General features: G+C 52.5%; 23 protein-coding genes and 1 other annotated feature. Of the genes, 8 read left to right on the plus strand and 15 right to left on the minus strand.

Going from position 1 to position 25,175, the window contains the following annotated elements; all coding sequences use genetic code 11:
* Positions 1-92: 92 nt before the first annotated feature.
* Both dnaJ and dnaK read right to left on the minus strand, forming a co-directional pair.
* The gene (gene dnaJ, locus HOY33_RS13745; protein WP_172290786.1) at positions 93-1,226 is read right to left on the minus strand and encodes a molecular chaperone DnaJ; all 1,134 of its coding nucleotides are present in this window, start codon (positions 1,224-1,226) and stop codon (positions 93-95) included.
* A 111-nt stretch (positions 1,227-1,337) separates the two neighbouring features.
* Entirely contained in the window at positions 1,338-3,254 is a 1,917-nt protein-coding gene (gene dnaK / locus HOY33_RS13750) for a molecular chaperone DnaK (protein ID WP_172290787.1), read from the minus strand.
* 394 nt (positions 3,255-3,648) lie between these two features.
* Here dnaK and satP point away from each other — a divergent pair, with 394 nt between their 5' ends.
* Complete coding sequence (gene satP / locus HOY33_RS13755) at positions 3,649-4,221, plus strand: acetate uptake transporter (protein ID WP_172290788.1); 573 nt, start codon at positions 3,649-3,651, stop codon at positions 4,219-4,221.
* Positions 4,222-4,314: 93 nt separating this feature from the next.
* On the opposite strand, the gene HOY33_RS13760 is transcribed toward satP, so the two are convergent.
* Both HOY33_RS13760 and mog read right to left on the minus strand, forming a co-directional pair.
* Positions 4,315-5,661, minus strand: a complete 1,347-nt coding sequence (locus tag HOY33_RS13760; protein WP_172290789.1) for an MFS transporter — start codon at positions 5,659-5,661, stop codon at positions 4,315-4,317.
* Between the two features lie 124 nt (positions 5,662-5,785).
* A complete protein-coding gene (gene mog / locus HOY33_RS13765) occupies positions 5,786-6,373 on the minus strand; it encodes a molybdopterin adenylyltransferase (protein ID WP_172290790.1) in 588 nt (195 codons plus the stop codon).
* A 674-nt stretch (positions 6,374-7,047) separates the two neighbouring features.
* Here mog and HOY33_RS13770 point away from each other — a divergent pair.
* Positions 7,048-7,809: a GGDEF domain-containing protein gene (locus HOY33_RS13770; protein ID WP_253906972.1), complete on the plus strand. Its 762-nt coding sequence runs from the start codon at positions 7,048-7,050 to the stop codon at positions 7,807-7,809.
* A gap of 79 nt (positions 7,810-7,888) precedes the next feature.
* Here HOY33_RS13770 and tal read toward each other — a convergent pair whose 3' ends face one another.
* On the minus strand, positions 7,889-8,842 hold the full coding sequence (gene tal / locus HOY33_RS13775; RefSeq protein WP_172290792.1) for a transaldolase: 954 nt from the start codon (positions 8,840-8,842) through the stop codon (positions 7,889-7,891).
* A gap of 70 nt (positions 8,843-8,912) precedes the next feature.
* On the opposite strand from tal, the gene HOY33_RS13780 reads away from it, so the two are divergent.
* Both HOY33_RS13780 and yaaA read left to right on the plus strand, forming a co-directional pair.
* A complete protein-coding gene (locus tag HOY33_RS13780; protein ID WP_172290793.1) occupies positions 8,913-9,146 on the plus strand; it encodes a hypothetical protein in 234 nt (77 codons plus the stop codon).
* Positions 9,147-9,216: 70 nt separating this feature from the next.
* Complete coding sequence (gene yaaA / locus HOY33_RS13785; protein ID WP_172290794.1) at positions 9,217-9,990, plus strand: peroxide stress protein YaaA; 774 nt, start codon at positions 9,217-9,219, stop codon at positions 9,988-9,990.
* Between the two features lie 40 nt (positions 9,991-10,030).
* On the opposite strand, the gene thrC is transcribed toward yaaA, so the two are convergent.
* The 5 genes from thrC to HOY33_RS13810 all read right to left on the minus strand — a co-directional run bounded on the left by thrC (position 10,031) and on the right by HOY33_RS13810 (position 15,763).
* On the minus strand, positions 10,031-11,320 hold the full coding sequence (thrC, locus tag HOY33_RS13790; protein ID WP_172290795.1) for a threonine synthase: 1,290 nt from the start codon (positions 11,318-11,320) through the stop codon (positions 10,031-10,033).
* A gap of 3 nt (positions 11,321-11,323) precedes the next feature.
* On the minus strand, positions 11,324-12,253 hold the full coding sequence (thrB, locus tag HOY33_RS13795) for a homoserine kinase (RefSeq protein WP_172290796.1): 930 nt from the start codon (positions 12,251-12,253) through the stop codon (positions 11,324-11,326).
* A 2-nt stretch (positions 12,254-12,255) separates the two neighbouring features.
* A complete protein-coding gene (gene thrA / locus HOY33_RS13800) occupies positions 12,256-14,715 on the minus strand; it encodes a bifunctional aspartate kinase/homoserine dehydrogenase I (RefSeq protein ID WP_172290797.1) in 2,460 nt (819 codons plus the stop codon).
* Between the two features lie 27 nt (positions 14,716-14,742).
* Positions 14,743-14,858 (minus strand) — a sequence feature (Thr leader region).
* Positions 14,797-14,865: a thr operon leader peptide gene (gene thrL / locus HOY33_RS20815; RefSeq protein WP_172290859.1), complete on the minus strand. Its 69-nt coding sequence runs from the start codon at positions 14,863-14,865 to the stop codon at positions 14,797-14,799. (Overlaps the previous feature by 62 nt.)
* A gap of 196 nt (positions 14,866-15,061) precedes the next feature.
* Positions 15,062-15,763 (minus strand): tRNA/rRNA methyltransferase, encoded by a 702-nt coding sequence (locus HOY33_RS13810; RefSeq protein WP_172290798.1) that lies wholly within the window; start codon positions 15,761-15,763, stop codon positions 15,062-15,064.
* A gap of 648 nt (positions 15,764-16,411) precedes the next feature.
* Here HOY33_RS13810 and arcA point away from each other — a divergent pair.
* Positions 16,412-17,128 (plus strand): two-component system response regulator ArcA, encoded by a 717-nt coding sequence (gene arcA, locus HOY33_RS13815; protein ID WP_172290799.1) that lies wholly within the window; start codon positions 16,412-16,414, stop codon positions 17,126-17,128.
* Positions 17,129-17,198: 70 nt separating this feature from the next.
* Here the strand turns inward: arcA and creA are convergent, their stop codons facing one another.
* Positions 17,199-17,687: a protein CreA gene (creA, locus tag HOY33_RS13820; RefSeq protein ID WP_172290800.1), complete on the minus strand. Its 489-nt coding sequence runs from the start codon at positions 17,685-17,687 to the stop codon at positions 17,199-17,201.
* Between the two features lie 179 nt (positions 17,688-17,866).
* Between creA and robA the strand changes: the two genes are divergently transcribed.
* A complete protein-coding gene (gene robA / locus HOY33_RS13825; RefSeq protein WP_172290801.1) occupies positions 17,867-18,748 on the plus strand; it encodes an MDR efflux pump AcrAB transcriptional activator RobA in 882 nt (293 codons plus the stop codon).
* Here the strand turns inward: robA and gpmB are convergent.
* Entirely contained in the window at positions 18,737-19,387 is a 651-nt protein-coding gene (gene gpmB / locus HOY33_RS13830) for a 2,3-diphosphoglycerate-dependent phosphoglycerate mutase GpmB (protein WP_172290802.1), read from the minus strand. The two genes, robA and gpmB, sit on opposite strands and share 12 nt — an antisense overlap.
* 51 nt (positions 19,388-19,438) lie before the next feature.
* Between gpmB and yjjX the strand changes: the two genes are divergently transcribed.
* The gene (yjjX, locus tag HOY33_RS13835) at positions 19,439-19,975 is read left to right on the plus strand and encodes an inosine/xanthosine triphosphatase (RefSeq protein ID WP_172290803.1); all 537 of its coding nucleotides are present in this window, start codon (positions 19,439-19,441) and stop codon (positions 19,973-19,975) included.
* Between the two features lie 69 nt (positions 19,976-20,044).
* On the opposite strand, the gene HOY33_RS13840 is transcribed toward yjjX, so the two are convergent.
* Positions 20,045-21,064 (minus strand): LacI family DNA-binding transcriptional regulator, encoded by a 1,020-nt coding sequence (locus HOY33_RS13840; RefSeq protein ID WP_172290804.1) that lies wholly within the window; start codon positions 21,062-21,064, stop codon positions 20,045-20,047.
* A 433-nt stretch (positions 21,065-21,497) separates the two neighbouring features.
* Between HOY33_RS13840 and HOY33_RS13845 the strand changes: the two genes are divergently transcribed.
* The gene (locus HOY33_RS13845) at positions 21,498-22,418 is read left to right on the plus strand and encodes a sugar ABC transporter substrate-binding protein (protein ID WP_172290805.1); all 921 of its coding nucleotides are present in this window, start codon (positions 21,498-21,500) and stop codon (positions 22,416-22,418) included.
* 59 nt (positions 22,419-22,477) lie between these two features.
* Here the strand turns inward: HOY33_RS13845 and trpR are convergent, their stop codons facing one another.
* Together trpR and sltY are read right to left on the minus strand one after the other, a co-directional pair.
* Positions 22,478-22,819, minus strand: coding sequence for a trp operon repressor (gene trpR / locus HOY33_RS13850; protein ID WP_172290806.1), 342 nt, complete (start codon positions 22,817-22,819; stop codon positions 22,478-22,480).
* A gap of 67 nt (positions 22,820-22,886) precedes the next feature.
* Positions 22,887-24,815, minus strand: a complete 1,929-nt coding sequence (sltY, locus tag HOY33_RS13855; protein WP_172290807.1) for a murein transglycosylase — start codon at positions 24,813-24,815, stop codon at positions 22,887-22,889.
* Between the last annotated feature and the right edge of the window lie 360 nt (positions 24,816-25,175).

The raw sequence follows: 25,175 nt of genomic DNA on the forward strand, positions 1-25,175 counted from the left end.
AAAGATGGCGGGTAAGAAAAACGCCATAAAAAAACCGGCTGATGATTCGCCAGCCGGTTTTCTGCCTTATCTTGCTAACTATACAACAAATATCAGCGAGTCAGATCGTCAAAAAACTTCTTCACTCCATCGAAAAAGCTTTTAGAACGCGGGCTGTTTCTTTCGCCGGAAGGCCCGCCAAAGCTTTCCGCCAGCTCTTGCAGCAGTTCTCTTTGCCGTTCATTCAGGCTGACCGGCGTTTCCACCACCACCCGGCACAACAGATCGCCCTGGGCGCCGCCGCGCACGGACTTAACGCCTTTGCCGCGCATACGGAACAGTTTTCCGGTTTGCGTTTCAGCAGGCACTTTCAGCTTTACGCGGCCATCCAGCGTCGGCACTTCAATTTCCCCGCCCAGCGCAGCCATGGCAAAGTTAATCGGCACTTCACAGTACAGATTATTTTCCTCACGTTGGAAAATCGGGTGCGCTTTTACCTGAACCTGAACGTACAAATCTCCGGCCGGCGCACCGTGCTCCCCCGCTTCGCCCTCTCCGGATAAACGGATGCGATCGCCCGTATCCACCCCGGCAGGAATTTTCACCGATAGCGTTTTGCTCTTTTCTACGCGGCCATGCCCATGACATTTATTGCATGGATCTTTAATGATCTTGCCCCGGCCGTGACAGTGCGGACAGGCCTGTTGAACCGTGAAAAAGCCCTGGCGCATTTGTACCTGGCCGTTGCCGTGACAGGTAGGACAAGTGACCGGTGAACTACCCGGCTTCGCTCCGTTGCCATGACAAACGTCGCACTCTTCCAGCGTCGGGATACGGATCTCTTTGGTGACGCCACGGACAGCTTCTTCCAGCGACAGCTCCATGTTATAGCGTAAATCGGCGCCGCGACTCGCGCGTTGGCGACGGCCGCCGCCAAAAATATCGCCGAAAACGTCGCCAAAAATATCACCGAAATCGGCACCGCCGCCGCCAAAACCGCCGCCGCCGCCCATGCCACCTTGTTCAAATGCAGCATGGCCGTACTGATCGTAGGCGGCACGTTTCTGGGAATCAGTGAGAACCTCGTAGGCTTCTTTAATCTCTTTGAATCGTGCTTCAGATTCTTTATCACCAGAATTACGGTCCGGGTGATACTTCATCGCCAAACGCTTATAAGCCTTTTTAATTTCACGCTCATCCGCGCCTTTAGCTACACCTAAAATCTCGTAATAGTCTTGCTTCGCCATTCTTTTTTTCCTGCCCTCAACATGCGTGCACGGGCGCAGAGTTTCCTCAACGCCCGTGCTGGTTGCCAGCAACAGTTAATCGTTACCGCTACTGCGCCCGCTCAAGGGCGATTATTTTTTATCTTTTACTTCTTCAAACTCGGCATCAACGACATCGTCGTCTTTACGCGCGGACGCATCGTCAGCCGCCCCTTCCGCCGCACCAGCCTGAGCCTGCTGCTGAGAAGCTTCCAGCAATTTACCTGAAGCCTGCACCAGCGCCTGGATTTTGGCTTCAATGTCCGCTTTGTCTTCACCTTTCAACGCACTTTCCAATGCTTTCAGCGCGTCGTCAATGGCGGTTTTATCATCAGCGGCCAGGCTATCGCCCACTTCTTCAAGCTGCTTGCGCGTGCTGTGCAACAGATGATCGCCCTGGTTGCGGGTTTGAACCAGCTCTTCAAACTTACGGTCGGATTCCGCGTTCGCCTCAGCATCACGCACCATTTTCTGGATTTCATCCTCGTTCAGACCAGAAGAGGCCTTGATGGTGATTTTCTGCTCGCGGCCGCTGTTTTTATCTTTAGCGGAAACGTGCAGGATACCATCGGCATCGATGTCGAACGTGACTTCGATCTGCGGCATACCGCGCGGCGCAGGCTGAATGCCATCCAGGTTAAACTGCCCCAGTGATTTGTTGTCGCTGGCGCGTTTACGTTCGCCTTGCAGAACATGGATCGTCACCGCGGACTGGTTATCTTCCGCCGTGGAGAACACCTGACTGTGTTTGGTCGGGATGGTGGTGTTCTTGGAGATCAGCGCCGTCATCACGCCGCCCATGGTTTCGATACCCAGCGACAGCGGGGTAACGTCCAGCAGCAGAACGTCTTTCACATCGCCGGATAACACGCCGCCCTGAACAGCAGCGCCGATAGCCACAGCTTCATCCGGGTTGACATCTTTACGCGGCTCTTTACCGAAGAAATCAGCGACTTTTTTCTGTACCAGCGGCATACGGGTCTGACCGCCGACCAGGATCACGTCCTGAATGTCAGAAACGGACAGACCGGCGTCTTTCAGCGCCACTTTCAGCGGCTCCAGCGAACGGTTGACCAGATCTTCAACCAAAGATTCCAGTTTGGCGCGGGTCACCTTGATGTTCAGGTGTTTCGGGCCGCTCGCATCCGCGGTGATGTACGGCAGGTTAACGTCAGTCTGCTGCGCGGAAGAAAGCTCGATTTTGGCTTTTTCCGCCGCTTCTTTCAGACGCTGCATCGCCAGAGGATCGTTACGCAGATCGAAACCCTGTTCTTTCTTAAATTCGTCGACCAGATAGTTGATCATCCGGCTGTCGAAGTCTTCGCCGCCCAGGTGGGTATCCCCATTGGTTGCCAGCACTTCAAACGTTTTTTCGCCATCGACTTCATCGATTTCGATAATGGAAATATCGAAAGTACCGCCGCCCAGGTCATATACGGCAATGGTGCGGTTGCCCACTTCTTTATCCAAACCATACGCCAGCGCGGCGGCGGTAGGTTCGTTAATAATACGTTTCACTTCCAGACCGGCGATACGGCCGGCATCTTTGGTGGCTTGACGCTGCGCATCGTTGAAGTATGCCGGAACGGTAATAACCGCTTCGGTCACCGGTTCGCCCAGATAGTCTTCCGCCGTTTTCTTCATTTTTTTCAGCACTTCCGCTGAAATCTGCGGCGGCGCCATTTTCTGATCTTTGACTTCCAGCCAGGCGTCGCCGTTATCAGCCGCGATGATTTTATACGGCATGATGTTGGTGTCGCGCTGAACTTCTTCGTCTTTAAAACGACGGCCGATCAGACGCTTAATCGCAAACAGCGTATTTTTCGGGTTAGTCACCGCCTGACGCTTAGCCGGTTGGCCAACCAGAGTTTCACCGTCTTGCGTATAAGCAATAATTGAAGGCGTCGTACGATCGCCCTCGCTGTTTTCCAGTACTTTAACCTGCGTACCGTCCATAATCGCTACACAAGAGTTGGTTGTACCCAGGTCGATACCAATAATCTTACCCATCTAAACATCTCCACTAAAAAGTCATATCCGGTGTGGTAGTTCAACCTACTATGCGGGCTAAATGTCGTTTTTCAACTACACAACACCCTGTTCCACCTGTTCAGCCCTCATATTACAAAGGCGCTGCCCAAGTTTAACGACCCGACATAAACCTATTTGATTTGGTCAAACTGTTTTGGTTGAAAATAAGATGGGGCCAACAATCCCATCATCAAGGGGGGGGATGAAAAAAAATGGTCTTTATTCCTTGTTCGATCAAACTATTGTTGATTCGCCGTATTGTGTCCGCTCAAACCGCCCGATATGATGCCGCGCCCGCCGTCATTGGCGGCGCGGCAAAACGACAACTTCATATATGAAGGGAACATTGATTATCTGTCATTGCAGAGGATTTATGCATACGAACACGTTGGCGAATCCCGGTCCGTTAGGGCTGATGGGCTTCGGGATGACCACTATTTTACTGAACCTTCACAACGCAGGCTTTTTCCCGCTTTCTTCCATTATCCTCAGCATGGGCATTTTTTACGGCGGCATCGCCCAGATCCTGGCGGGATTACTGGAATATAAAAAAGGCAATACTTTTGGCGCCACCGCATTCACCTCTTACGGCGCCTTCTGGTTGACGTTAGTCGGCATTATTATGCTGCCGAAAACGGGTCTGGCGGAAGCCAGCGACGCGCGGTTCCTGGGAGTATTCCTCGGGCTGTGGGGCGTATTCACCCTATTTATGTTCTTCGGAACGCTGCGCGCCAACCGCGCATTACAGTTTGTGTTCGCCAGCCTGACCGTTCTGTTTGCCTTACTGGCCGTCGGTAATTTTACCGGCAACCACGCCCTGCTGACCGTTGCCGGTTTCGAAGGCATCATCTGCGGCGCCAGCGCCATTTATCTGGCGATGGCGGAAGTGCTGAACGAACAGTTTGGCCGAAAAGTGCTGCCCATCGGCGAACGCCGCGCCCACTAAGTCTCACGAAGATTTGACGTTAAAAAGGCCTGCGAAAACAGCAGGCTTTTTTTACGGTTACCGCCAATCATCGGTGCCCGACGGCCCCACGCCTTAAATACCGACGGGCGAACGGGCCTCCTCTTCTCCTATCTGTTCGCCGCTCTGCTCGCTGTTCAAATCACGCCGCAAATAAATCCCCAACAGCACGCCGACGACTGACAGCGTAAGCACATAAAATGCCGGAGCCAGCGGCGTTGCCTTCATAATCAATGTGACAAAGATCGGCGTTAACCCGCCAAAAACCGCATACGAAACGTTATAGGAAAATGAGATCCCCGAAAAACGCACCTCCGCCGGGAAAGCGCGCACCATCACATAAGGAACCGCGCCGACCACGCCGACGCTTAAGCCGACAATGGCGTAGCCGATAAAAAGCAGACTCGCGTTGCTGGCCGCCGTACTGTAGAAAAACCAACTGCATGCGGCCAGCGACAAACTGCCCAGAATAAACATTTTGCTGGCGCCAAAGCGGTCAACAATCAGGCCGGCGCCGATGCAGCCAACCATCAGCATAATGGTCGCCAGACAGTTTGCCTGTAACGCCAGCGCCGCAGAAACGCCGTGTACTTTTTGCAGGTATGTCGGAGCCATCAAAATCACCACCACAATGCAAGCGGACAGCATCCAGGTCAGCAACATCGAAACCACGATCGCTTTGCGATGGTTCATCACCACCGATTTTAGCGGCAACTCCTCAGCCAGTTTCTTATGGGCCTGCATTTCCATAAAGATCGGCGTTTCCTGTAACCAGCGACGCAGATACATCGCCACCAGCCCAAAGATCCCGCCAATAAAGAACGGCAAACGCCAGCCGCCGCCCGACATCTGCTCAGGAGTGAATACGGTATTCAACAAGGTGGCGACCAGCGATCCCAACAGAATTCCCATAGTCAGCCCCGCGGTCAACGTGCCGCAGGCAAAACCAATCCGTGAACGCGGGACATGCTCGGCGACAAATACCCATGCGCCGGGAACCTCGCCGCCGATCGCCGCGCCCTGTAACACGCGCATCAGCAACAATAATAAAGGCGCGGCGATGCCGATAGACGCATAGGTCGGCAGCATCCCCATCGCTAGCGTGGGCAATGCCATCAGCAAAATGCTCAGGCTGAACATTTTCTTACGTCCGACCAGATCGCCGAAGTGGGCCATAACGATGCCCCCCAGCGGGCGAGCGAGATAGCCGGCGGCAAAGATGCCAAAGGTCTGAACCTGACGCAGCCACTCGGGTATGTCCGCCGGGAAAAAGAGGTCGCCGATGACCGCCGCAAAAAAGACGAAAATGATGAAATCATAGAATTCCAGCGCGCCGCCCAGCGCAGCCAGAGAAAGCGTTTTGTAATCTTGCCGGTTTAGCCGACGTTGCCGCCGATGAGATTGATGATGCTCGTGTGCCATAAATTGCCGCGCAGTGCCAGAGGGGAAAATAAAATCCGCCATCGTGTGTAAAGAAAAAATTACTATAGCGGCAAAATTTCAATACACCAGCAAAGCTGAATCTTATATTTAAAATAGTCAAACTTCAGTTTTTTATTTCGCGTACAGCATTTTTAGGACGAAAAGCTGCTACGACATTCGGATCGGTTTCAACATAAGGGCCTTCCAGCAATTGGATGCAATACGGAATACTGGCGAAAATTCCCGCCACAATCACCTTGCCGTCCGCATCCTTCAGCCCTTCCAGCGTCTCTTTAATGGATTTAGGCTGTCCCGGCAGATTAAGAATCAATGCATGTTTACGAATCACCCCTACCTGCCTTGAGAGAATCGCCGTCGGCACGAATTGCAGGCTGATTTGACGCATCTGTTCGCCAAACCCCGGCATTTCGCGATCGGCAACGGCCAGCGTCGCATCGGGGGTGACATCACGACGCGCCGGCCCTGTGCCGCCGGTCGTTAGCACCAGATGACAGCCCCGCTCGTCAACCAGCTCGCACAGCGTTTGTTCAATCAACGGCTGCTCATCAGGCACCAGCCGGGTTTCGATTTCAAAGGGCGTCGTTAACGCCGCCGTCAGCCATGTTTCCAGCGCCGGTATGCCTTTATCCTGATAAACGCCGCCGGACGCCCGATCGGAAACGGATACCAGACCAACATGCAATACGTTCATAAGAGGACTCCAGTAAAATAAAAAATCAATTTTATCAGGATATTGTCTGATTCAAGTATCTATTTAGATCTGAATATAATCATAGTTATTAAATAGCGTCCCAAAAATGAAAAAATTTTCATTTTAATCAGTTCCTCTGAATCGGATCTCGCAAGGTAATACAAACAGCCTGAGTTTGTTGATCCCTTCCGCGCTATATTCAATCATTTGTAAATAAAAACCTTTTAAAAAAACAAAAAAGAACGATGGCGACTATCATTAAAGCTCACCAGACTCCGGGTAATATGTTAAAATTGAGGCATAACTTCACTGCCAAGAATAAGTAAAAAAGCCTCGCCAAGGAAGTATTCATGAAGAGCACTAAGTATAAGATATTAGAGTTTTTTTCCCATCCTATATCCGCATTTTTTCTGTTCGGTTCTATTTCCTTTTTAATCGCCATCGTTGTTATGCATGAGTCAAATAAAAGAACCTGGAAGTTAGAAAAACATAACCTGGACTCAATAATTAAAACTTATGAATCATATAGCTCCGGCGATGTGACCGAGGTCGATACAACAGAAAAAACAGGACGTTATGTTTTCACACGGATAAGAACGCTGGCATTTAATACCCGGGATGCAGGCAGTGAATGTATCAATAGATTATCGTCTTTGGAATTACAGTTTAAGGATATGGCAATTATCCGGGTCTGCCACAATAAACTCCCCTCAATAGGCGAGTACGCGGGGAAAGACACATTAACGATCATTTTTCCTCTGCTGTCGGCGAAAGACGATCTGTTGGGTATTCGGATCAGAACAACGTTAAAAGCCACTCCCCCTTCAGTATTTGATATCTTTTCGTCTCTCACCGCGATCGCCGGTATATCGAGCATTGTATTGCTTTTTGCCGTGCTGGGCAGTTTGCTCTCCATACTCGCCAAAAAGTACCTGATAGAATTGCCGATAACCGCAAGGTATGACGATCTGACCGGCTACCTGAGACGGGACGCGTTTTTTATGACGGCCAATAAAGCGCTGAACATCGCCGATTTTTCCAAACGCCCCGTTTGCGTCATTCTTATCGATATCGATCACTTTAAGATCGTTAATGATACCCTCGGCCATAGCGCCGGGGATGAAGCGCTGAAACTGGTGGCGGAAGTATTTAAAAAGTCATTCCGCCGCGAAGATATTTTTGGCCGGATCGGCGGGGATGAATTCGCCATTGTTTTACCCAATATCGGGCTGGAAGACGCCTACATGGTCGCAGAGCGGGCCAGATTACGGGTTAGCGACGCCAATAGTGAGATGTTCGGCAATGACGTGAACCTGACGGTCAGCATCGGATTGGTTGAATACCGTATTGAGAAAGAAGATTTAACCGCCGTTATGAAGCGGGCGGATAAAAAGCTTTATGACGCCAAGAAAACGCGAAATGCCGTGGCGAAATAACGCCGCGCGCGCCTGTAACCATAAAGAGGATGGCGCAAATAGCCGGATAGCGATCCCGGCTATTTTTTCGAACCGGCTGTTACAGTAATTCAGCGATCATTTTTTCCAGCTTTTCCTGATCGACGGCAAACTTGCGGATACCGTCGGCCAGTTTATCTACCGCCATCGGATCCTGATTATGCTGCCAGTAGAACTGCGCTTCCGTCATTTTCGCCGGGCGCGCCTTAACATCGCCGGTATAAGACAGCTTACGGACGACGTCGCCTTCGCTTTCCGACAGTTCTTTCAACAGCGCAGGCGCGATGGTTAGACGATCACAGCCCGCCAGCTCGATGATTTCACCCAGGTTACGGAAGCTTGCGCCCATGACCACCGTTTCATAACCGTGTTGTTTGTAATAGTTGTAGATTTCAGTCACTGAAACCACGCCCGGATCTTCGGTAGGGGCAAATTCTTTCTTATCGCCATTGGCTTTGTACCAGTCCAGAATACGGCCAACAAACGGTGAAATCAGGAATACGCCCGCTTCGGCGCACGCACGAGCCTGGGCAAAGGAGAACAACAGCGTCAGGTTACAGTTGATGCCGTCTTTTTCCAGCTGTTCTGCGGCACGAATACCCTGCCAGGTAGAGGCCAGTTTAATCAGAATACGTTCGTTGCTGATGCCGGCATCGTTATAAAGCTTGATCAGATGTTTTGCTTTCGCCACGCTGGCTTCAGTGTCATACGAAAGACGCGCATCCACTTCGGTAGAGATACGTCCGGGGATCAGTTTTAAGATCTCAAGACCGATGTTCACCGCCAGCTTGTCGGTCGCATCGACCACCTGCTGCTCGCGGTTATTGCTCTGCTCACGCGCCCAGACAACGGCGTCGTCAATCAGCTTGCGGTATTCGGGGATTTGAGCGGCATTAAGAATCAGTGAAGGGTTAGTGGTGGCGTCTTGCGGTTGATACAATTTCATTGCCGCGATATCGCCGGTATCAGCCACAACCGTCGTCAATTGGCGTAGGGAAGTCAGTTTATCCGTCATGTTGGCATTTCTCATTGTTTATGCGTGAAGTACTCATATATGAATTATTAATGCATGAACTGGTGGCATTATGTTCTCACCTGAATCCGATAATAACACGCGCGAAACCCGGCGCAAGACAGCCTTTTCACCAACGTTTTCCATCTGTGCAACGCCGCGCCTGACGTTTTTCCGCCCATATGGCGAGCGTTCAAATAAAAAGTTTATTAAACAATACATTACAGTTAATTCACTAAATAGAAACACCCGTGCCAATCTGATGATTGCTACTCCCTGTTATAACCATCAGCGTTTTCTTGCCTGATTTCAGCCCGGTTCTTGTTATGTTCTTGCTATAGTAAGGACATCAAAATCAGCCCGACAGGACATGGCGAATGTTAATAACCCTTTCACCCGCAAAAACCCTTGATTACACCAGTCCTTTGGCGACGCAACGCTATACTCAGCCGGAATTGCTGGACTATTCCAGCCAGTTGATCTCCCGGTGTAAGAAACTGACGCCGGCGCAGATCGCATCGTTGATGGGCATCAGCGACAAACTGGCCGGCTTGAATGCGGTTCGCTTTAATGACTGGCGCCCCGATTTTACGCCAGACAATGCGCGGCAGGCGCTGCTGGCGTTTAAAGGGGATGTTTATACCGGCCTGAACGCGGAAGATTTCAGCGAGCAAGATTTTGATTTCGCTCAGCAACACCTGCGCATGCTGTCCGGCTTATACGGCGTGTTACGCCCGCTGGATTTGATGCAGCCTTACCGGCTGGAAATGGGCACCAAGCTTGATAACAAGGCGGGCAAGGATCTGTATAGCTTTTGGGGAGATGTCATCACCGAAAAACTGAACCAGGCCCTGCGCGAACAGGGCGACGACATTCTGGTGAATCTGGCTTCGGACGAATACTTCAAAGCGGTGAAGCCGAAAAAACTCCACGCCCGTCTCATCAAACCGGTGTTTCTGGATGAGAAAAACGGCAAGTTTAAAGTCATCAGCTTTTACGCCAAGAAAGCCCGCGGGTTGATGAGCCGTTTTATTATCCAAAACCGCCTGACGCAGCCGGAACAATTAAAAGATTTCGATTTGGAAGGGTATTTCTTTGCCGATGCGGAATCTTCCGCTCAGGAACTGGTGTTTAAACGCCGCGAGCAATGATGGGCGAAGCAAGGGCGGCTAGTTCCGCCCTTGACAACGATTACGCAGGCAACGTCATCAGGAACTGACGCAGTCTGGCGAAATCATTCGGGAAGTCATGCGACAGCAAATCCAGATCGGCGCGTTTCGCCAGCGCCTCAGGCAACTCCAGCGTTTTCCCCAGAATGGCTTCCACGCTTTCCTTGAATTTCGCCGGGTGCGCCGTACCCAGGAACAACCCGAACTCGCCGGGCTGTAGCTGATCGCGTAATAAGCGATAGGCTATCGCCGCGTGAGGCTCCGAGGTATAACCCAGCGCATCGAGTTCATGCAGGGTTTCTTTGGTGACGTCATCGCTTACCGCGCCAGAGCCCAGCGTTTTCAACTGCCAGTTTTTACGACGGAACAGCTCTTCTACGCGCGGCCAGTTATTCGGCTGACTCACATCCATGGCGTTGGACAACGTGGCGACGGTCTTATTCGGTTCCCAGACCCCATTGCTCAGGAAACGCGGCACGGTATCGTTGGCATTGGTCGCGGCGATAAAACGTTTAATCGGCAGACCGAGGGATTTGGCTAACAGGCCGGCGGTCAGATCGCCGAAGTTGCCGCTTGGCACGGAAACCACCAGTTGATTACGCGCTTCCTGCGGCAGTTGCGCCACCGCTTCAAAGTAGTAGCAGATTTGCGCCAGCAACCGGCTGATATTAATGGAGTTGGCCGAATTCAGGCCAATCGCCTTTTTCAGTTCTTCATCATCAAAAGCCTGCTTGACCAGCGCCTGACAGGCATCAAAATCGCTGTCGACGGCGACAGTATGAATATTGCCGCCCAGCGTGCAGAACAGTTTTTCCTGCAACGGGCTGATTTTACCGCGCGGATAGAGGATCACCACGCGAATGTTTTCCAGACCGTAAAACGCGTGAGCGACCGCCGCACCGGTATCGCCGGAGGTGGCGGTAAGAATAGTGATTTTCCGATCGCCCGCCACTTCCGTCAGCATTTGCGCCATAAAACGGCCGCCGAAATCCTTGAACGCCAGCGTCGGGCCGTGGAACAACTCCAGTGAGGCGATATCTTCCGTTACCGAGACGACAGGCGCCGGGAAAGCAAACGCCTTTTTAACACGCTGATAGACCGTTTCATCGGACAGTTCATCGCCGATGTAAGCGGATAAAATACGGCTGCTGCGGGTAACAAAATCCATTTCCAGCAGTTGGTCGATATCGGCCCGGTCAAATTCTGGCAGTTCCAAAGGAAAGAACAGCCCCTGCCGGCTTCCCAACCCTCGTTGAATGGCCTGAGCAAAGTTGACCTGCTCATTGTGATCTTTAAGGTTGTACAGTTTCATGCATTATCCCAGTTGTCGTGCGCCTGTCGTATCCAGACGGCAAATATGAACAAAGCCTTCGTCGTTCTGCAAATAGTTATCCCTTAGCCAGTCAGCCAGGCGCTGAGCGCTGTTTATTTCATTGCAGACCGCAAATAACGTCGGGCCTGAACCCGAAATACCGCAGGCCAGCGCCCCGATATCCTGGGCGGCTTTCCGCGCCTCGGCAAAGCCGGGCAGGAGTTTCGTCCGGTAAGGTTCCGCGATGACATCCTTCATCAGCTTGGCCGCCAGCGAGGCTTGCCCGGTGTGGCAGGCGTGGATAAAGCCCGCCAGATAGCGCCCATGGCTGATGCAATCCTGACGGCGGTATTGAGCAGGTAAAATCGCCCGCGCTTCCGCCGTCGACACTTTGATGCCCGGATAGGCCATCACCCATAGCCAGTCGTCGAACGCCGGCACCGGCTGGCTGATAATGCCCTCTTCTTCCAGCATCAATTGAATGCCGCCGAGAAAACAGGGCGCCACATTATCATAATGTACGCTGCCGGAAATACGCCCTTCCAGCTCGCCCATCAGCGTCAGCAGGCGGGTATCATCCAGCGGTTTGCCGCAGAATTCATTCATCGCCATCAAACCGGCGACCACCGAACAGGCGCTGGAGCCTAACCCCGAGCCAATCGGCATGTTCTTTTCCAGCGTCATGGCGACCGGTACGGTTTGGCCGATTTCCTCACAGAAACGCTCCCAGCACTGATACACAATGTTTTGCTTTGGATCGTCCGGCAGCTTGCTGACGAATCGGCCTTCGCTTTTCAGGCTGAACCGATCGGCGGCGACCACCGAAACGCAGTCCCCCAGCAGCGCGCCATCGATCGGAGAAACAGCGGCGCCCAGCACGTCAAAACCGACGCTGACGTTGCCGATTGACGCAGGCGCATACACCTTAACCATAATTAAGCTCCCAACTTCCATGACAGGGTACGCAGCAAATCTGCAAATACGCCCGCGGCGGTAACGTCATTACCCGCCCCGTAACCCCGTAATACCAATGGCAATGGCTGATAATAACGGCTATAGAACGCCAGCGCATTTTCGCCATCTTTGACTTTAAACAGCGGGTCATTTCCCCCCACTGCGCTAATGTGGACTTTACAGCGACCGTCTTCAATCAGACCGATGTAACGCAGCACTTTGCCTTCATCACGGGCTTGCGCGATGCGGCTGGCGAACGCATCATCCACTGACGGCAAACGACGCATAAAGCTGTCGACATCGCCGGCGGCATCAAAATCGGCCGGCAGGACGGATTCTACATCAATATCCTCCAGCTCCAGCTTATATCCCGCCTCACGTGCCAGGATCAGCAGCTTGCGCGCCACGTCCATACCCGACAGATCGTCGCGCGGATCCGGCTCGGTATAGCCCTTTTCTTTTGCCTGGCGCGTAGCTTCAGACAACGACATACCTTCATCCAGCTTACCGAAAATAAAGGACAGCGAACCAGACAGAATGCCGGTAAAGCGAAGCAATTCATCACCGGCGTTCAACAGATTTTGCAGGTTTTCGATAACCGGCAGACCGGCGCCCACGTTGGTGTCATACAAGAACCGGCGGCGCGACGTCGCCGCCGCGCTGCGCAGCTGCTGATAGTAGTTCATCGAACCCGTATTCGCCTTCTTGTTTGGCGTCACGACATGGAAACCGTCGGCCAGGAAATCGGCATACTGATCGGCCACCGCCTGGCTTGAGGTGCAATCCACAATCACCGGGTTCAGCAGGTGATATTCTTTTACCAGACGAATCAACCGTCCCAGGTTAAAAGGTTCACGGGCTTTCGCCAGTTCCTCGCGCCAGCTATCCATCGGAATGCCGTTGATGTTGGTCAGCAACGCTTTGGAGTTGGCGATACCGCACACCCGCAGGTCGATATGCTTCTGCTTCAACCACGGCTGCTGACGGTGAATCTGCTCCAGCAGCGCGCCGCCCACGCCGCCCACGCCGATCACGAACACGTCAATCACCTGATCGGTATTGAACAGCATCTGATGCGCAACCCGCACGCCGGTCGTCGCCACATCATTGCTCACCACCACCGAAATGGAACGCTCGGACGAGCCCTGGGCAATGGCGACAATGTTGATATTGGCGCTCGCCAACGCGGAGAATAAGCGGGCGGACAAGCCACGAAGCGTGCGCATGCCGTCACCGACCACCGAGATAATGGCCAGACGCTGCATCACGTCCAACGGATCCAAAACGCCTTCTTTCAGTTCCAGATAGAATTCGTCTTCCAGCGTCTTTCTGGCGCGAGCCAGTTCATTTTGCGAGACACAGAAACTGATGCTGTATTCCGAAGACGACTGGGTAATCAGGACGACGGAGATGCCTGAACGCGACATCGCCGCAAATACCCGGGCCGCCATCCCCACCATCCCTTTCATACCGGGGCCGGAGACATTAAACATCGCCATATTATTCAGGTTGGTGATGCCTTTGACCGGATATTGGCTATCGGAGCTGTCCATACCGATCAGCGTGCCGGGAGCCTGAGGATTTTCGGTGTTTTTGATAAGGCAGGGAATCTGGAACTGGGCGATGGGAGCGATAGTGCGGGGGTGGAGGACTTTGGCGCCAAAATAGGATAACTCCATCGCCTCCTGATAAGACATCGACTTTAGCAGCCTGGCGTCCGGCACCTGACGTGGGTCGCAGGTATAAACGCCGTCGACATCCGTCCAGATCTCGCAACAGTCGGCGCGCAGACAGGCGGCCAGCACCGCGGCCGAGTAATCCGAACCATTACGGCCCAGCACCACCAGTTCCCCTTTATCATTGCCGGCGGTGAATCCCGCCATCAGGATCACGTGGTCTTTCGGGATGGCGCTTTCCGCGATACGACGGGTTGACTCGGCGATATCGACGGTGGATTCGAGGTAATAGCCCTGAGCCAGCAGTTTTTCCACCGGATTAATCACCGAAACCGCATAGCCGCGCGCCTGGAATACCGCTTCCATAATGGCGATCGACAGTTTTTCGCCGCGGCAGATGATGGAGGCATTCACGCTGTCCGGACACTGCCCCAGTAAAGCGATACCGTGCAGTACCTGTTTTAACTGCGCGAGTTCCTGATCCACCACGACTTTGAGGCGAGCATGATCAAACCCCGGCTGCGCCTGCGCCAAGCCTTGCAGCAAAGAGGAGAATATGGTCTCAGCGTCGTTAAGATGAGGCAGTAAATCCTGTCCGGAGACGGTTTTATCAATCATCGCAACCAAATGGTTGGTAATCTTTGCCGGAGCGGATAGCACGACGGCGACCTGTCCCTGACGCGCATTGCTTTCGATAATGTCGGCAACGCGCAAAAAACGTTCCGCATTTGCTACTGAAGTCCCGCCAAATTTCAACACTCGCATTTTTATTTTTTCTCCTGAATTTCTGTCATAAAAAAAGCCCGCACTGTTCGGTGCGGGCTTTTTTCGATTCTTCTGTATGCGTCAGCCCGCACCGTTACTGGTTGTACCGGTGATGGTAATAATCGTAATGATTAGGCTGATATTGCGCATGCTAAAAATCTTGTCTCGTTAAATGTATATCGGTCTGCCCTATTAGTTAGGGTAATCGCACCGTGAAGTCAATGGATTTCTTTTTTTTATACGCCGCGACAACCTTTCGCCGCGGACGAATAAACTGTAATAAAACCAACAGGCCAGATGATTATTTGTCAAAAATAACAAATCAACATCTTTTGCTGTAAAAAAATCACTTGCCGCTATCTTCTTTGGATATCGCTTTCTCGACGTCATGCAGCAACATATGCAGCATGGCGGTATCCCGTTGCTCTAACCGCCCCAACCGCTGATGGATCCAGTCGCGTAATTTTTCATCATCCTCTACCGCCAGATTAATGAGCAACTTATCCAACCGCTGACGTAACGCCGACAACGGCCCGGACGGCGGCGGAGTGTGCTCGTCAGGTCGGACCTGCATTAATTCCGCCAGTTGATAGCAATATACCATCACCGCCTGACCAAGATTCAGCGACGGATAATCCGCCTTCATCGGTACGCCGGTTAAAATATCCGCCAGTTCAAGCTCTTCATTGGTTAGCCCGGAATCTTCACGTCCGAAAACCAATGCCGCGGTTCCTATCCAGCGCTGTTTTTCCCGCATCACGCCCAACAATTCGGCGGGCGTACAGTAATAACGGAATCTGGCGCGACTGCGGGCCGTGGTCGCAATAGTAAAATCACTATCCGCCAACGCCTCCGCCAGCGTGGGGAACGTCTTTACCGCATCAAGGACGTCGCCCGAACCGTGAGCCACCCAGCGGGCGGCGGGTTGCTGATGAACCTGACTTGCGACAATACGCAACTCGCCGAATCCCATCGTTTTCATCGCCCTGGCGGCGGCCCCCACATTCTCGGCCCGCGCGGGTTCGACCAAAATAATATGAAACTGCATATCCCTCCTCAGCCGGGTTAAAAACGCGGCTAGCGCGCCTCTCCGTCAGGAGAAGAATCAATCATGAATCATTGTGTAAATTAACAATAAAACAACAAAATATTGGACGCCGCGCCGCCACAAAAAATCAACGCGGCGTGACGAAAAAATAGCTGTCTGACGGTGATTACTGCCGATAAAAATAGAATAATGTATTTAACTTCAATGCATTAACGAATATCATCTTACGTTAAGCTTTCAAAGCCCTGTTATCAGCATTTGCTATGCTGAATCGTTCACAAATAATGCTAAATTGTGACTTAAGCTGGCAATCTTGTAAGTGTTTTTCACAAAATAGTTAACGTGCTACAATGAAATTTGATATATGTCAACGTAACCGTAGATTTACCCGCAGGCAAAATCCGTCCTTACTGTTATGTTGCTGTTAATAAGGTTAAACTATGCACCACTTTGAGCTTTGTTAAACTGACTCCGTTATCGCCTGTTTGCCGTATCTCTGGGCAGGTTAATGTGCATCAAGAACGCATTTACGTACTTTAGTCCAATGTTGAGTGAGATGGTGATGATTACCTCTGGCACTCCTATGATAACAGCGACTTATGTACTTCCGATTTTTATTATTTCAGTTGGCAATTTTAGGTAGCAAACATGCAGACCCCGCACATTCTTATTGTTGAAGACGAGTTGGTAACTCGTAATACCCTCAAAAGTATTTTTGAGGCGGAAGGGTACCTTGTTCACGAAGCCACCGATGGCGCAGAGATGCATCACATTTTGTCCGAGAACGACATTAATCTGGTGATTATGGACATCAATCTGCCAGGCAAAAATGGTTTGCTGTTAGCGCGTGAACTGCGTGAGCAAGCCAGCGTCGCTCTGATGTTCCTTACCGGACGCGACAACGAAGTGGACAAGATCCTGGGTTTGGAGATTGGCGCCGATGACTACATCACCAAACCGTTCAATCCCCGCGAGTTAACCATCCGTGCCCGCAATCTGCTGTCGCGCACCATGAATCTGGGAGGCGGAACGGAAGAACGTCGTTTGGTTGAAAGCTATCGTTTTAATGGCTGGGAACTGGACATCAACAGCCGTTCACTGATCAGCCCGGCCGGCGAGCAATACAAACTGCCGCGCAGTGAATTCCGCGCCATGCTGCATTTCTGCGAAAACCCCGGCAAGATCCAATCCCGCGCGGAACTGCTGAAGAAAATGACCGGCCGCGAGCTCAAGCCTCATGACCGTACGGTCGACGTGACGATCCGTCGTATCCGTAAACACTTTGAGTCCACCGCCGATACGCCTGAAATTATCGCCACCATCCACGGTGAAGGTTATCGTTTCTGCGGCGATCTGGAAGAGTGATCCCACTGAGCCGAAGCAGGCTTCTGCTTCTGCTTCGGCTTTTGCGTTGCTACAGCCCGCTCGGTTGCCTTTACTCCGCGCTATCCCGCTTTGCCCATGGCATCACGGGCACCGCACTCAACGCGTTTTTTGGCGAACCTTCAACCAAACGATCGGAATAGGCCAGATAGATTAAGGCATTGCGTTTGCGATCGTAGAACCGCACCACCTGTAATTTTTTGAACACCAGCGACGTTCGTTTCTGGAATACCACCGTCCCTTTATCGCCGCCGTTTTTAATTTTGTCGTTCAGCGCGATCGGCCCGACCTGCTGGCAAGAAATCGCTGCGTCTGCGGTGTCCTCCGCCAGCCCTAACCCGCCTTTGATGCCGCCGGTTTTCGCCCGGCTGATGTAGCAGGTCACGTTAGCCACATCAGGATCGTCAAACGCCTCCACCACAATTTTGTGGTCCGGCCCCAACAGCTTAAATGTCGTATCAACAGAACCCACCTCTTCAGCCTGAACCGCTCCCGCAAACAACATCAGTAAGCCGGCACTTATCGTGAGCTTTTTATTCATATTCCGATTCTCAGATTATTCTCGTCAATTATTAACATCTGCGAGTGGCAGCGCTCTCTATGTCCTATCGACATGGCCCATTAAACATACTCAAAATCTTAGGCAGTGCCCATGTAAAAAAATTGCTATCATGCAGGCTTTCCACCCTTAGCGCTCAGTGTGTTTGATGAGGAAGATATATGGATCAAGCCAGTATAATACGTGACCTGCTTAACTGGCTGGAAAGCCATCTCGACCAGCCTTTATCACTTGATAATGTGGCGGCCAAAGCAGGCTATTCAAAATGGCATTTACAAAGAATGTTCAAGGATGTAACCGGACATGCCATTGGTTCATACATTCGCGCTCGCCGACTCACCAAAGCCGCCGTGGCGCTCTGCCTGACCAGCCGGCCGATCCTTGATATCGCCCTGCAATACCGCTTCGATTCCCAGCAAACCTTCACTCGCGCATTTAAAAAACAGTTTGCACAAACACCGGCATCCTATCGGCGTTCCGATGACTGGAACACCTTTGGCATCCGCCCGCCTATCCGGTTGGGCGAATTTACGTTGCCGCAGCCGCAATTTGTTACGCTGCCGGAAACTAAACTGGTGGGAATGACGCAAACCTACAACTGTAGCCTGGAGCAGATTTGTAATTTCCGCACGGAGATCCGCATACACTTCTGGCGCCAGTTTCTGGGCGAGGCCAAGACGATTCCACCGGTGCTATACGGCCTGCATCACACTCGCCCCAATAAAGAAAAAGACGATGAGCATGAGATCTTCTACACCACCGCCCTAGAGCCACAGCATTTACCGGAAGGCGTGCAGCCAGGAGACGCCTTCACCCTCCCCGGCGGGGATTATGTGCTGTTTGTCTATGAAGGCCCGACGGATGGATTACAAGACTTTATCATCACCCTGTACGACACCTGTTTGCCAACGTTCAAACTTATTCGTCGCAAAGGGTTCGATACCGAACGTTTCCATCCGCAGATGAGTGAAAAAGACCGACCGCTGGCCAACATTCAATGTGAATACCTGATCCCGATCCGTAATCCAGCGTTATCGTTGTAACTCATCCAGGGCCGGCACATCCAGGTGCGAAGTATCACCCGCGGTTTCAACCACCCATCCCGAGGCCAGCCACGGACTGTGTTGATAATCAATGCGTGACAGGGAACAGTTGCGCAGACGTAAACGCCGTTCGGCGGAGGCGGGTAAACCCAGAATGGTACTGAGCAAACACCCTAATGCCATGCCGTGACTGACCAACAGCGGCCGGCTACCTTCCGGCAGCGTCAGACAACGCGCCAGTACGCCGTGCATACGCGCCGCCAGTTCAGCCATTGACTCCCCTTTAGGGATACGGCCATCGGGCGTACCGTCCACCAGTTGCTTGCGCCATGCTTCCTCTTCCGGGCTCAACGTATCGATATCGCGTTCTTCGAGAATCCCCATATCCAACTCCCGCAGCCCCGGCTCCAGCACGATCTGACAATCCACGCAGACTCTGGCGATGATTTCCGTGGTCTGGCGCGTCCGCCCCAGATCGCTGGTAAAGATATGCGTGATGCCTAATTTTTTGATGCGTTCGGCAACCTGATAAGCCTGCCGCTCGCCTTTGGATGTTAGCACACTGTCAGATTGACCTTGAATACGTCGCGCCACATTCCATTCTGTTTCTCCGTGGCGAACAAGATATACCTGTAACATGGTTGTTTTCCGTTATACTGCGTCAAATTAACTAAAGAGTACGAAACCGTTATGTATCACGTTGTCGCTGCAACTACCAACCCGGCAAAGATCAAGGCTATTACTTTAGCATTCACGGACGTCTTTGGGGCAGAGAATTGCCGCATTGAAGGTGTTGACGTCGACAGCGGCGTTGCGCGTCAGCCGCTTGGTTCGCTTGAAACCCGCACCGGCGCCAGAAACCGGGTGATGATGGCGCGCCAGGTGCGTCCGGAAGCTGACTTTTGGGTCGGCGTTGAAGCCGGTATCGAGGAATGCATGACGTTTGCCTGGATGGTGATTGAAAACACCCACCTGCGCGGTGAATCACGCTCTGCCAGCCTGGTGCTGCCGGAAAGTATATTACACGGCATCCGTGAAGGCCGGGAACTGGGCGATGAGATGGAGCGATTGACCGGTATCCAGAATATTAAACACAAAGGCGGCGCCATTGGCGTCTTCACCGACGGCAAACTATCGCGCACCAGCGTTTATCATCAGGCGCTACTGTTGGCGTTGGTCCCTTTCCATAATGCTATCTATCAAACGCCGGTACAGATCGTCAATTAACCGCCGCCCGGAAGAGAACTGGAACACGGTTGTCAGCCCCGCAGTCATCGTGGCTTGAACGGCGTCTTTTTATAATGGTTTAAGATGAGAGCGCCGAATAGTCAGTTTCCCCGGCAGATAAGTATTATCACCGGGCGCTTTTTCCGCGGTGAGACGTTCAATCGCTTCGCTAACCAGCAAACTGAGCGGTTGGCTAAAGGTGGTTAACGCCCAGGATGGCGAAGCGGCCATCTCGATGTCGTCAAATCCGACAATCCCGATATGTCCATTACGCACGTCCTGACGCAATGCGTCCAGCGCGCCGACAGCCAGAATATCGTTTTCACAGAACAAAGCGTCAATACGCTGTTCCGGCGGCGTCCGGGACAAATACGCACTCATCACGTCGAAAGCGCATTGCCGCTGATAGTCGCTGGCGGCAAGCACCGTGTCGACGGTGTTGCCCAACGTTTGCAGTTTATTGCGATACCCTTGAAAACGCAGCAACGGACAAGTGTCGGTTTGCGGCCCTTTCATGTAACCAAAATGAGTATACCCCTGTTGATGAAGCAGTTCGGCAATCTGACCGCCGGCGGCGTAACCGTCTGTATTCACAACCTGAATATAAGGGTTGTCGTTATTGCGACAAAGCTGGATCAATGGGATCTGATGAATATCCTGCGCCAGCGTAACCAGGTCATCGGTCAACGCAGTGCCTAAAAACAGCAGCCCATCCACCTGAAGCTGGTCGGCAAGGGTCATGACCGCCTCATAATTGGCTTTGGACGTAATATTCAGCAGCAGCGCCATATACCTCTTGCGTTGAAGCTGCTGCGTCACCTCATCCAGCAACGGCATCAGATTGGGGTTCTTAAACTCGTCCGCGACCACGCCGATAATATGGGAATTTTTATCCGACAGGCTGCGCGCCAACAGGTTCGGGCGATAACCGAGCACCTTTGCCGCTTTTAACACATCTTCTTTCGCTTTTTTGGAAATGGACGCGCCCTCGGTAAAGGCGCGGGACACGGTCCACTTAGAGACGCCCGCCCGTTTTGCCACGTCACGAGCCGTTGCCTTGTATGGCTTATTCTTCTTTTTATTTTCCATAGAGTAAGTACGTTCTCCGTCAAAAACCGCTTTGATATACGATAGAACATAGTAGCGAAACCAGTCTGACTCAGACTACGGACAATGACAAGCACGGACAAATGCAACCAGGTGCAATTAATGTTACGGTTTTGTGACCACTTTCGAGAGTTTTGTTTTTTTTCGTTTACTTATTTGTTTATTGTGATTAAAAGTTAAACAGCCTTTCAGGCATTATTCCTTAACATACACGCTGCGATGTGTTGCGTCGCTTTTTGCACCCGAGTGCAGGAAAAGAGATGTTGCGGAAAATAAAGGCGCTTTGTACACCATCAACTATACGGAGTCGCTATGTTAAACGGTAAAAAATCAATTCCACCCCCGCAATGCCGGGCGGTGACCAGTTCAATTGCGGCACTAAAACAAACTATCGGTCAGTAACGGGAAAACAATTATGAAAAAGATCATCTTACTTCTCGCCTTGATTTGCCTGTTGCCGTTCAGCGCTGTCGCCAAAGATATCCGCATTGGCGTAGCTATGGGTTACTTCGATGACAACTTTCGTTCGTTGATACGCCAGACGATCGATAATCGTATCAAACAAGAAACAGGGGTTACCGTACAGTTTGAGGACGCCAAAGGCGATGTGGCGACCCAAATTCAGCAGGTCGAAAATTTTGTTAACCAGGGTATGGACGCCATCATCCTCAATCTGGTCGATACGCAAGCGGTCAGACCGATGATGCAGCAAGCGGAGAGAGCGGGGATCCCGCTGGTGTTTGTCAACCTGCGCCCGGAAGTCCAACTGGGTAAAAATATGGCCTATGTGGGATCCGATACCGAACTGTCCGGCCGGATACAGATGGAAGCGTTGGCAAAAGAGATGGGCGGCAAAGGGAATCTGGCGATACTGATGGGGTCGCTGTCCAGTGAAGCGACCCGCTACCGCACCAAAGGTGTGGAAGAAATCGCCAAGAAGTTTCCTGATATCCGCATCGTGCAGAAACAAAGCGCGATGTTCTTTCGCAAAGAGGCCGTGGATGTGACATCCAACTGGATCTTATCCGGCGATAAAATTGATGCCATTGCCGCAAATAATGATGAAATGGCCATCGGCGCAATCATGGCGCTACAGCAGGCGGGACGCAAAGATGTGCTGGTCGCGGGGATTGACGGCACCCCTGACGCGCTGGAACTGATCAAGCAGGGAAGATTGAATATCAGCGTCTTTCAGGATGCTAAAGGACAAGGCGAAGGCGCGGTGGAAACGGTGCTGAAAATGCTCCGGGGAGAACCTGTGGAAGAGAACGTATTAATACCTTACCAGTTGATTACCAAGGATAATTATCAACAATTCGCCCAAAACACCAACTAATCCGCCATTAATGAACGTCGTCCGGGGAACGTCTATGGTGAGGGCCATCGTAGACGTTCCTACTTCTCTTGTGCTTTATCCGTAGGCAGCAGTTGCGCTTCCAGCCAGATTTTCAGTGCGGGAGGCGCGACTTTCAGACTGTTGGAACCACGAGTAATGGTGGCAATCCCGGCCCCTAACTCATTCTTCAATTCACGCTGGCTCATTTCACCACGCATCAGTTCCTGAATAATACGAACCCGCGTTCCCAGCGCCGCGCGTTCATCGGGCGTCAGAAATAGCTGCAATAACGGCTGCTGAAGATCTTCATTGATTGACTGTTGCAATAGCGCCACAAAGCGTAACCAGTCTTCATTGCCCTGTTCGGAGAGTGCGGGATCGGTATGCGATAACGGGGTCATAACAGGCTGCCATACTATTTAACTAGTACAGCAGCATAACACAAGTTATGAAAAATGATCCGTAATCTCAATAACGCCGCAGCCATTCCTCATCAGTCAACACCGTGGCAGGCTGGTGCAGGAAATGACGATAAAAAACGTCATAAGCCAGAACATTTTTCACGTATCCGCGCGTTTCAGAGAATGGAATACTCTCGATAAACGCCACCGCGTCGATACGTCCGGCGCTGTTTCTCAACCAGGTATTTACCCGGGATGGCCCGGCATTATAAGCGGCTGAAGCCAAAATACGGTTGCGGCCGAACGTCTGATAAACATACTCCAGATAACTGGTTCCCAACTGGATGTTGGTCTGTGGGTCAAACAGTTGGCTGCTGTTGCTGTATCCCGTGATATTGCTCATCTGCGCCGTCTGTTGCGCCGTCGCCGGCATCAATTGCATTAGCCCCGAGGCCCCGACCGGCGAACGGGCCTGCGGATTCCAGGCGCTCTCCTGCCGGGCTATCGCCATCGCATAACTCTGGCTGATGCCTTTATCCTGAGTGGCGCGCAGGAATTCATCGTTCCAGGCCAGCGGGAAACGCTCTTCCAGATGATCCCATAGCTTGCCGACGATGGTGGCCTGCACGCTTAAATCCGGCCAGCGCTGTTCGAACGCATATCGGGCCAGCGCTTCCTGCTGTGGCTGACTGCTGTTGGCGACCAAGCCGACCCACTCGCTGCGCGCCAGATTGTCCATCTGCCAGAACATCAGTTCCCGAACCCGGACAACTTCCGGCAACTGTGATAATGCGCGCTCCGGCCTGACCGCCGTTTTTATCGTTATCGGATAGGGTTCATTCAGCTTGCGCGCCGCCGCCATGGGATAAAAACCACGTTCTTTCATCAGTTCGCGCAGCAGCGCTTCGCCTTCCTGACGTTGTCCCTGATCCAGCAGCAAAGCAGCCCGCCAATAACGCCATTCATCTTTCTGCCGCACCTCTGCCGGTAATCGCGCCAGCCAGGTCGCCAGCCCTTGCCGATCCCCGGCGCCCAGCGCCATACGCACCCGCCGCTCCAGCAACGTCGTCGAAGCGCTGCGCTGCACCACGGCATCACGCCAGTTCGCCTGTTCTGAAGTGGTATCGTTTCCCATCAGACGCCAGGCGATGGTTTCCTCCATCGTCTGACGTTCCGCCGCGCTCATCTTTTGCAGACGTACAATCACCGGCAGCATTGAGCGAGCGTTATCGGCGTCCTGACGGGCCACTCGGCTAAATGCCGACAGCGTAACCTTACGGGTAAAATCAGTCGGCCCCGCCGAGCGGGCGAAACTTTCCAGCGTATCGGGCGCATTTTGTAACGTCACCAGCGCCTCGCTGATGGTTTTATAATCGTCGGGAAGCTGTTTGGCCAGATAGGTCACCAACCCGGCGCTGCCTTCATTCATCGCCAGACGCATCCTCTCCAGCGTGGTCAACGGCGTTTGTTCGCCCGCCCGTTGCCAGACGGCAAACAGCTTGTCGCACGCCGAGGGGAGCGAGCGCCCGGTCAGCCAAATATCGCGCGTCGCCTCCCATACGCCCTCGCGCTGCCCGGTAGCCCATTGGGCGTAATAAAAATTGCAGCGCGCCGCTACCGGTTTCGGCGGCTGCGGGCTGAAAGCCAATAGCCCGTGCCAGTCCTGTCGCCGCGCCAGTTCATTAACAAAACTGGTGTTCAAATTTCGTGCCGGCGGCAGCGTGGGATGCGTCGCGATAAACTGTTTAACCTGCGACGCGCTGACCTGACGCAGATCCTGCGTCAACGCGCGGTATTCCAGATAAGGATAAAGCGGATAGTCGCGTAACGTAGGCATAAGCTGCGCCACGGTGTCCAACTGGTTACTATCCCATGCCTGCCTGACCTGTTGATAGCGCTGACGCTGTTCATCCAGAGAATCCGCCAGTACATGACCCGAAGCCCCTGCCAGACATACCGCCGCAATGGCGTACCACCAATGACCCGCTTTAACCATAACCTGCGTTAACCTCATCCATTATCGATTCTGCTAGCGACATGACGTAAACATATCGATAGCGCCGGACTGCCCTTGCCAAACATTATGACCCTGTTTTGCCTGATTAAGTGTGGCACATCATACAAGACAACGACATGCCAATCGGGACGAACGCCGAATCAGGCGCGCCTTTTCCCCAATAAAGGTATCGACGCCGCATCCTGACCAGGGCAAATAGCCGGATAGCTGGGATCGGGCACCGAAACCAGCTACACTCCGGGATCAGAACGATCGATCCGCCGGCGAGGGTTCGCCCTCTGCGCTAATCAGCCCCGGCGCGCCCACCACCGCGGGGCGCATAAATCATCGTGTCACTAA

Origin of the sequence: Brenneria sp. hezel4-2-4, assembly GCF_013155275.1 — a bacterium.
Classification (GTDB): domain Bacteria; phylum Pseudomonadota; class Gammaproteobacteria; order Enterobacterales; family Enterobacteriaceae; genus Brenneria.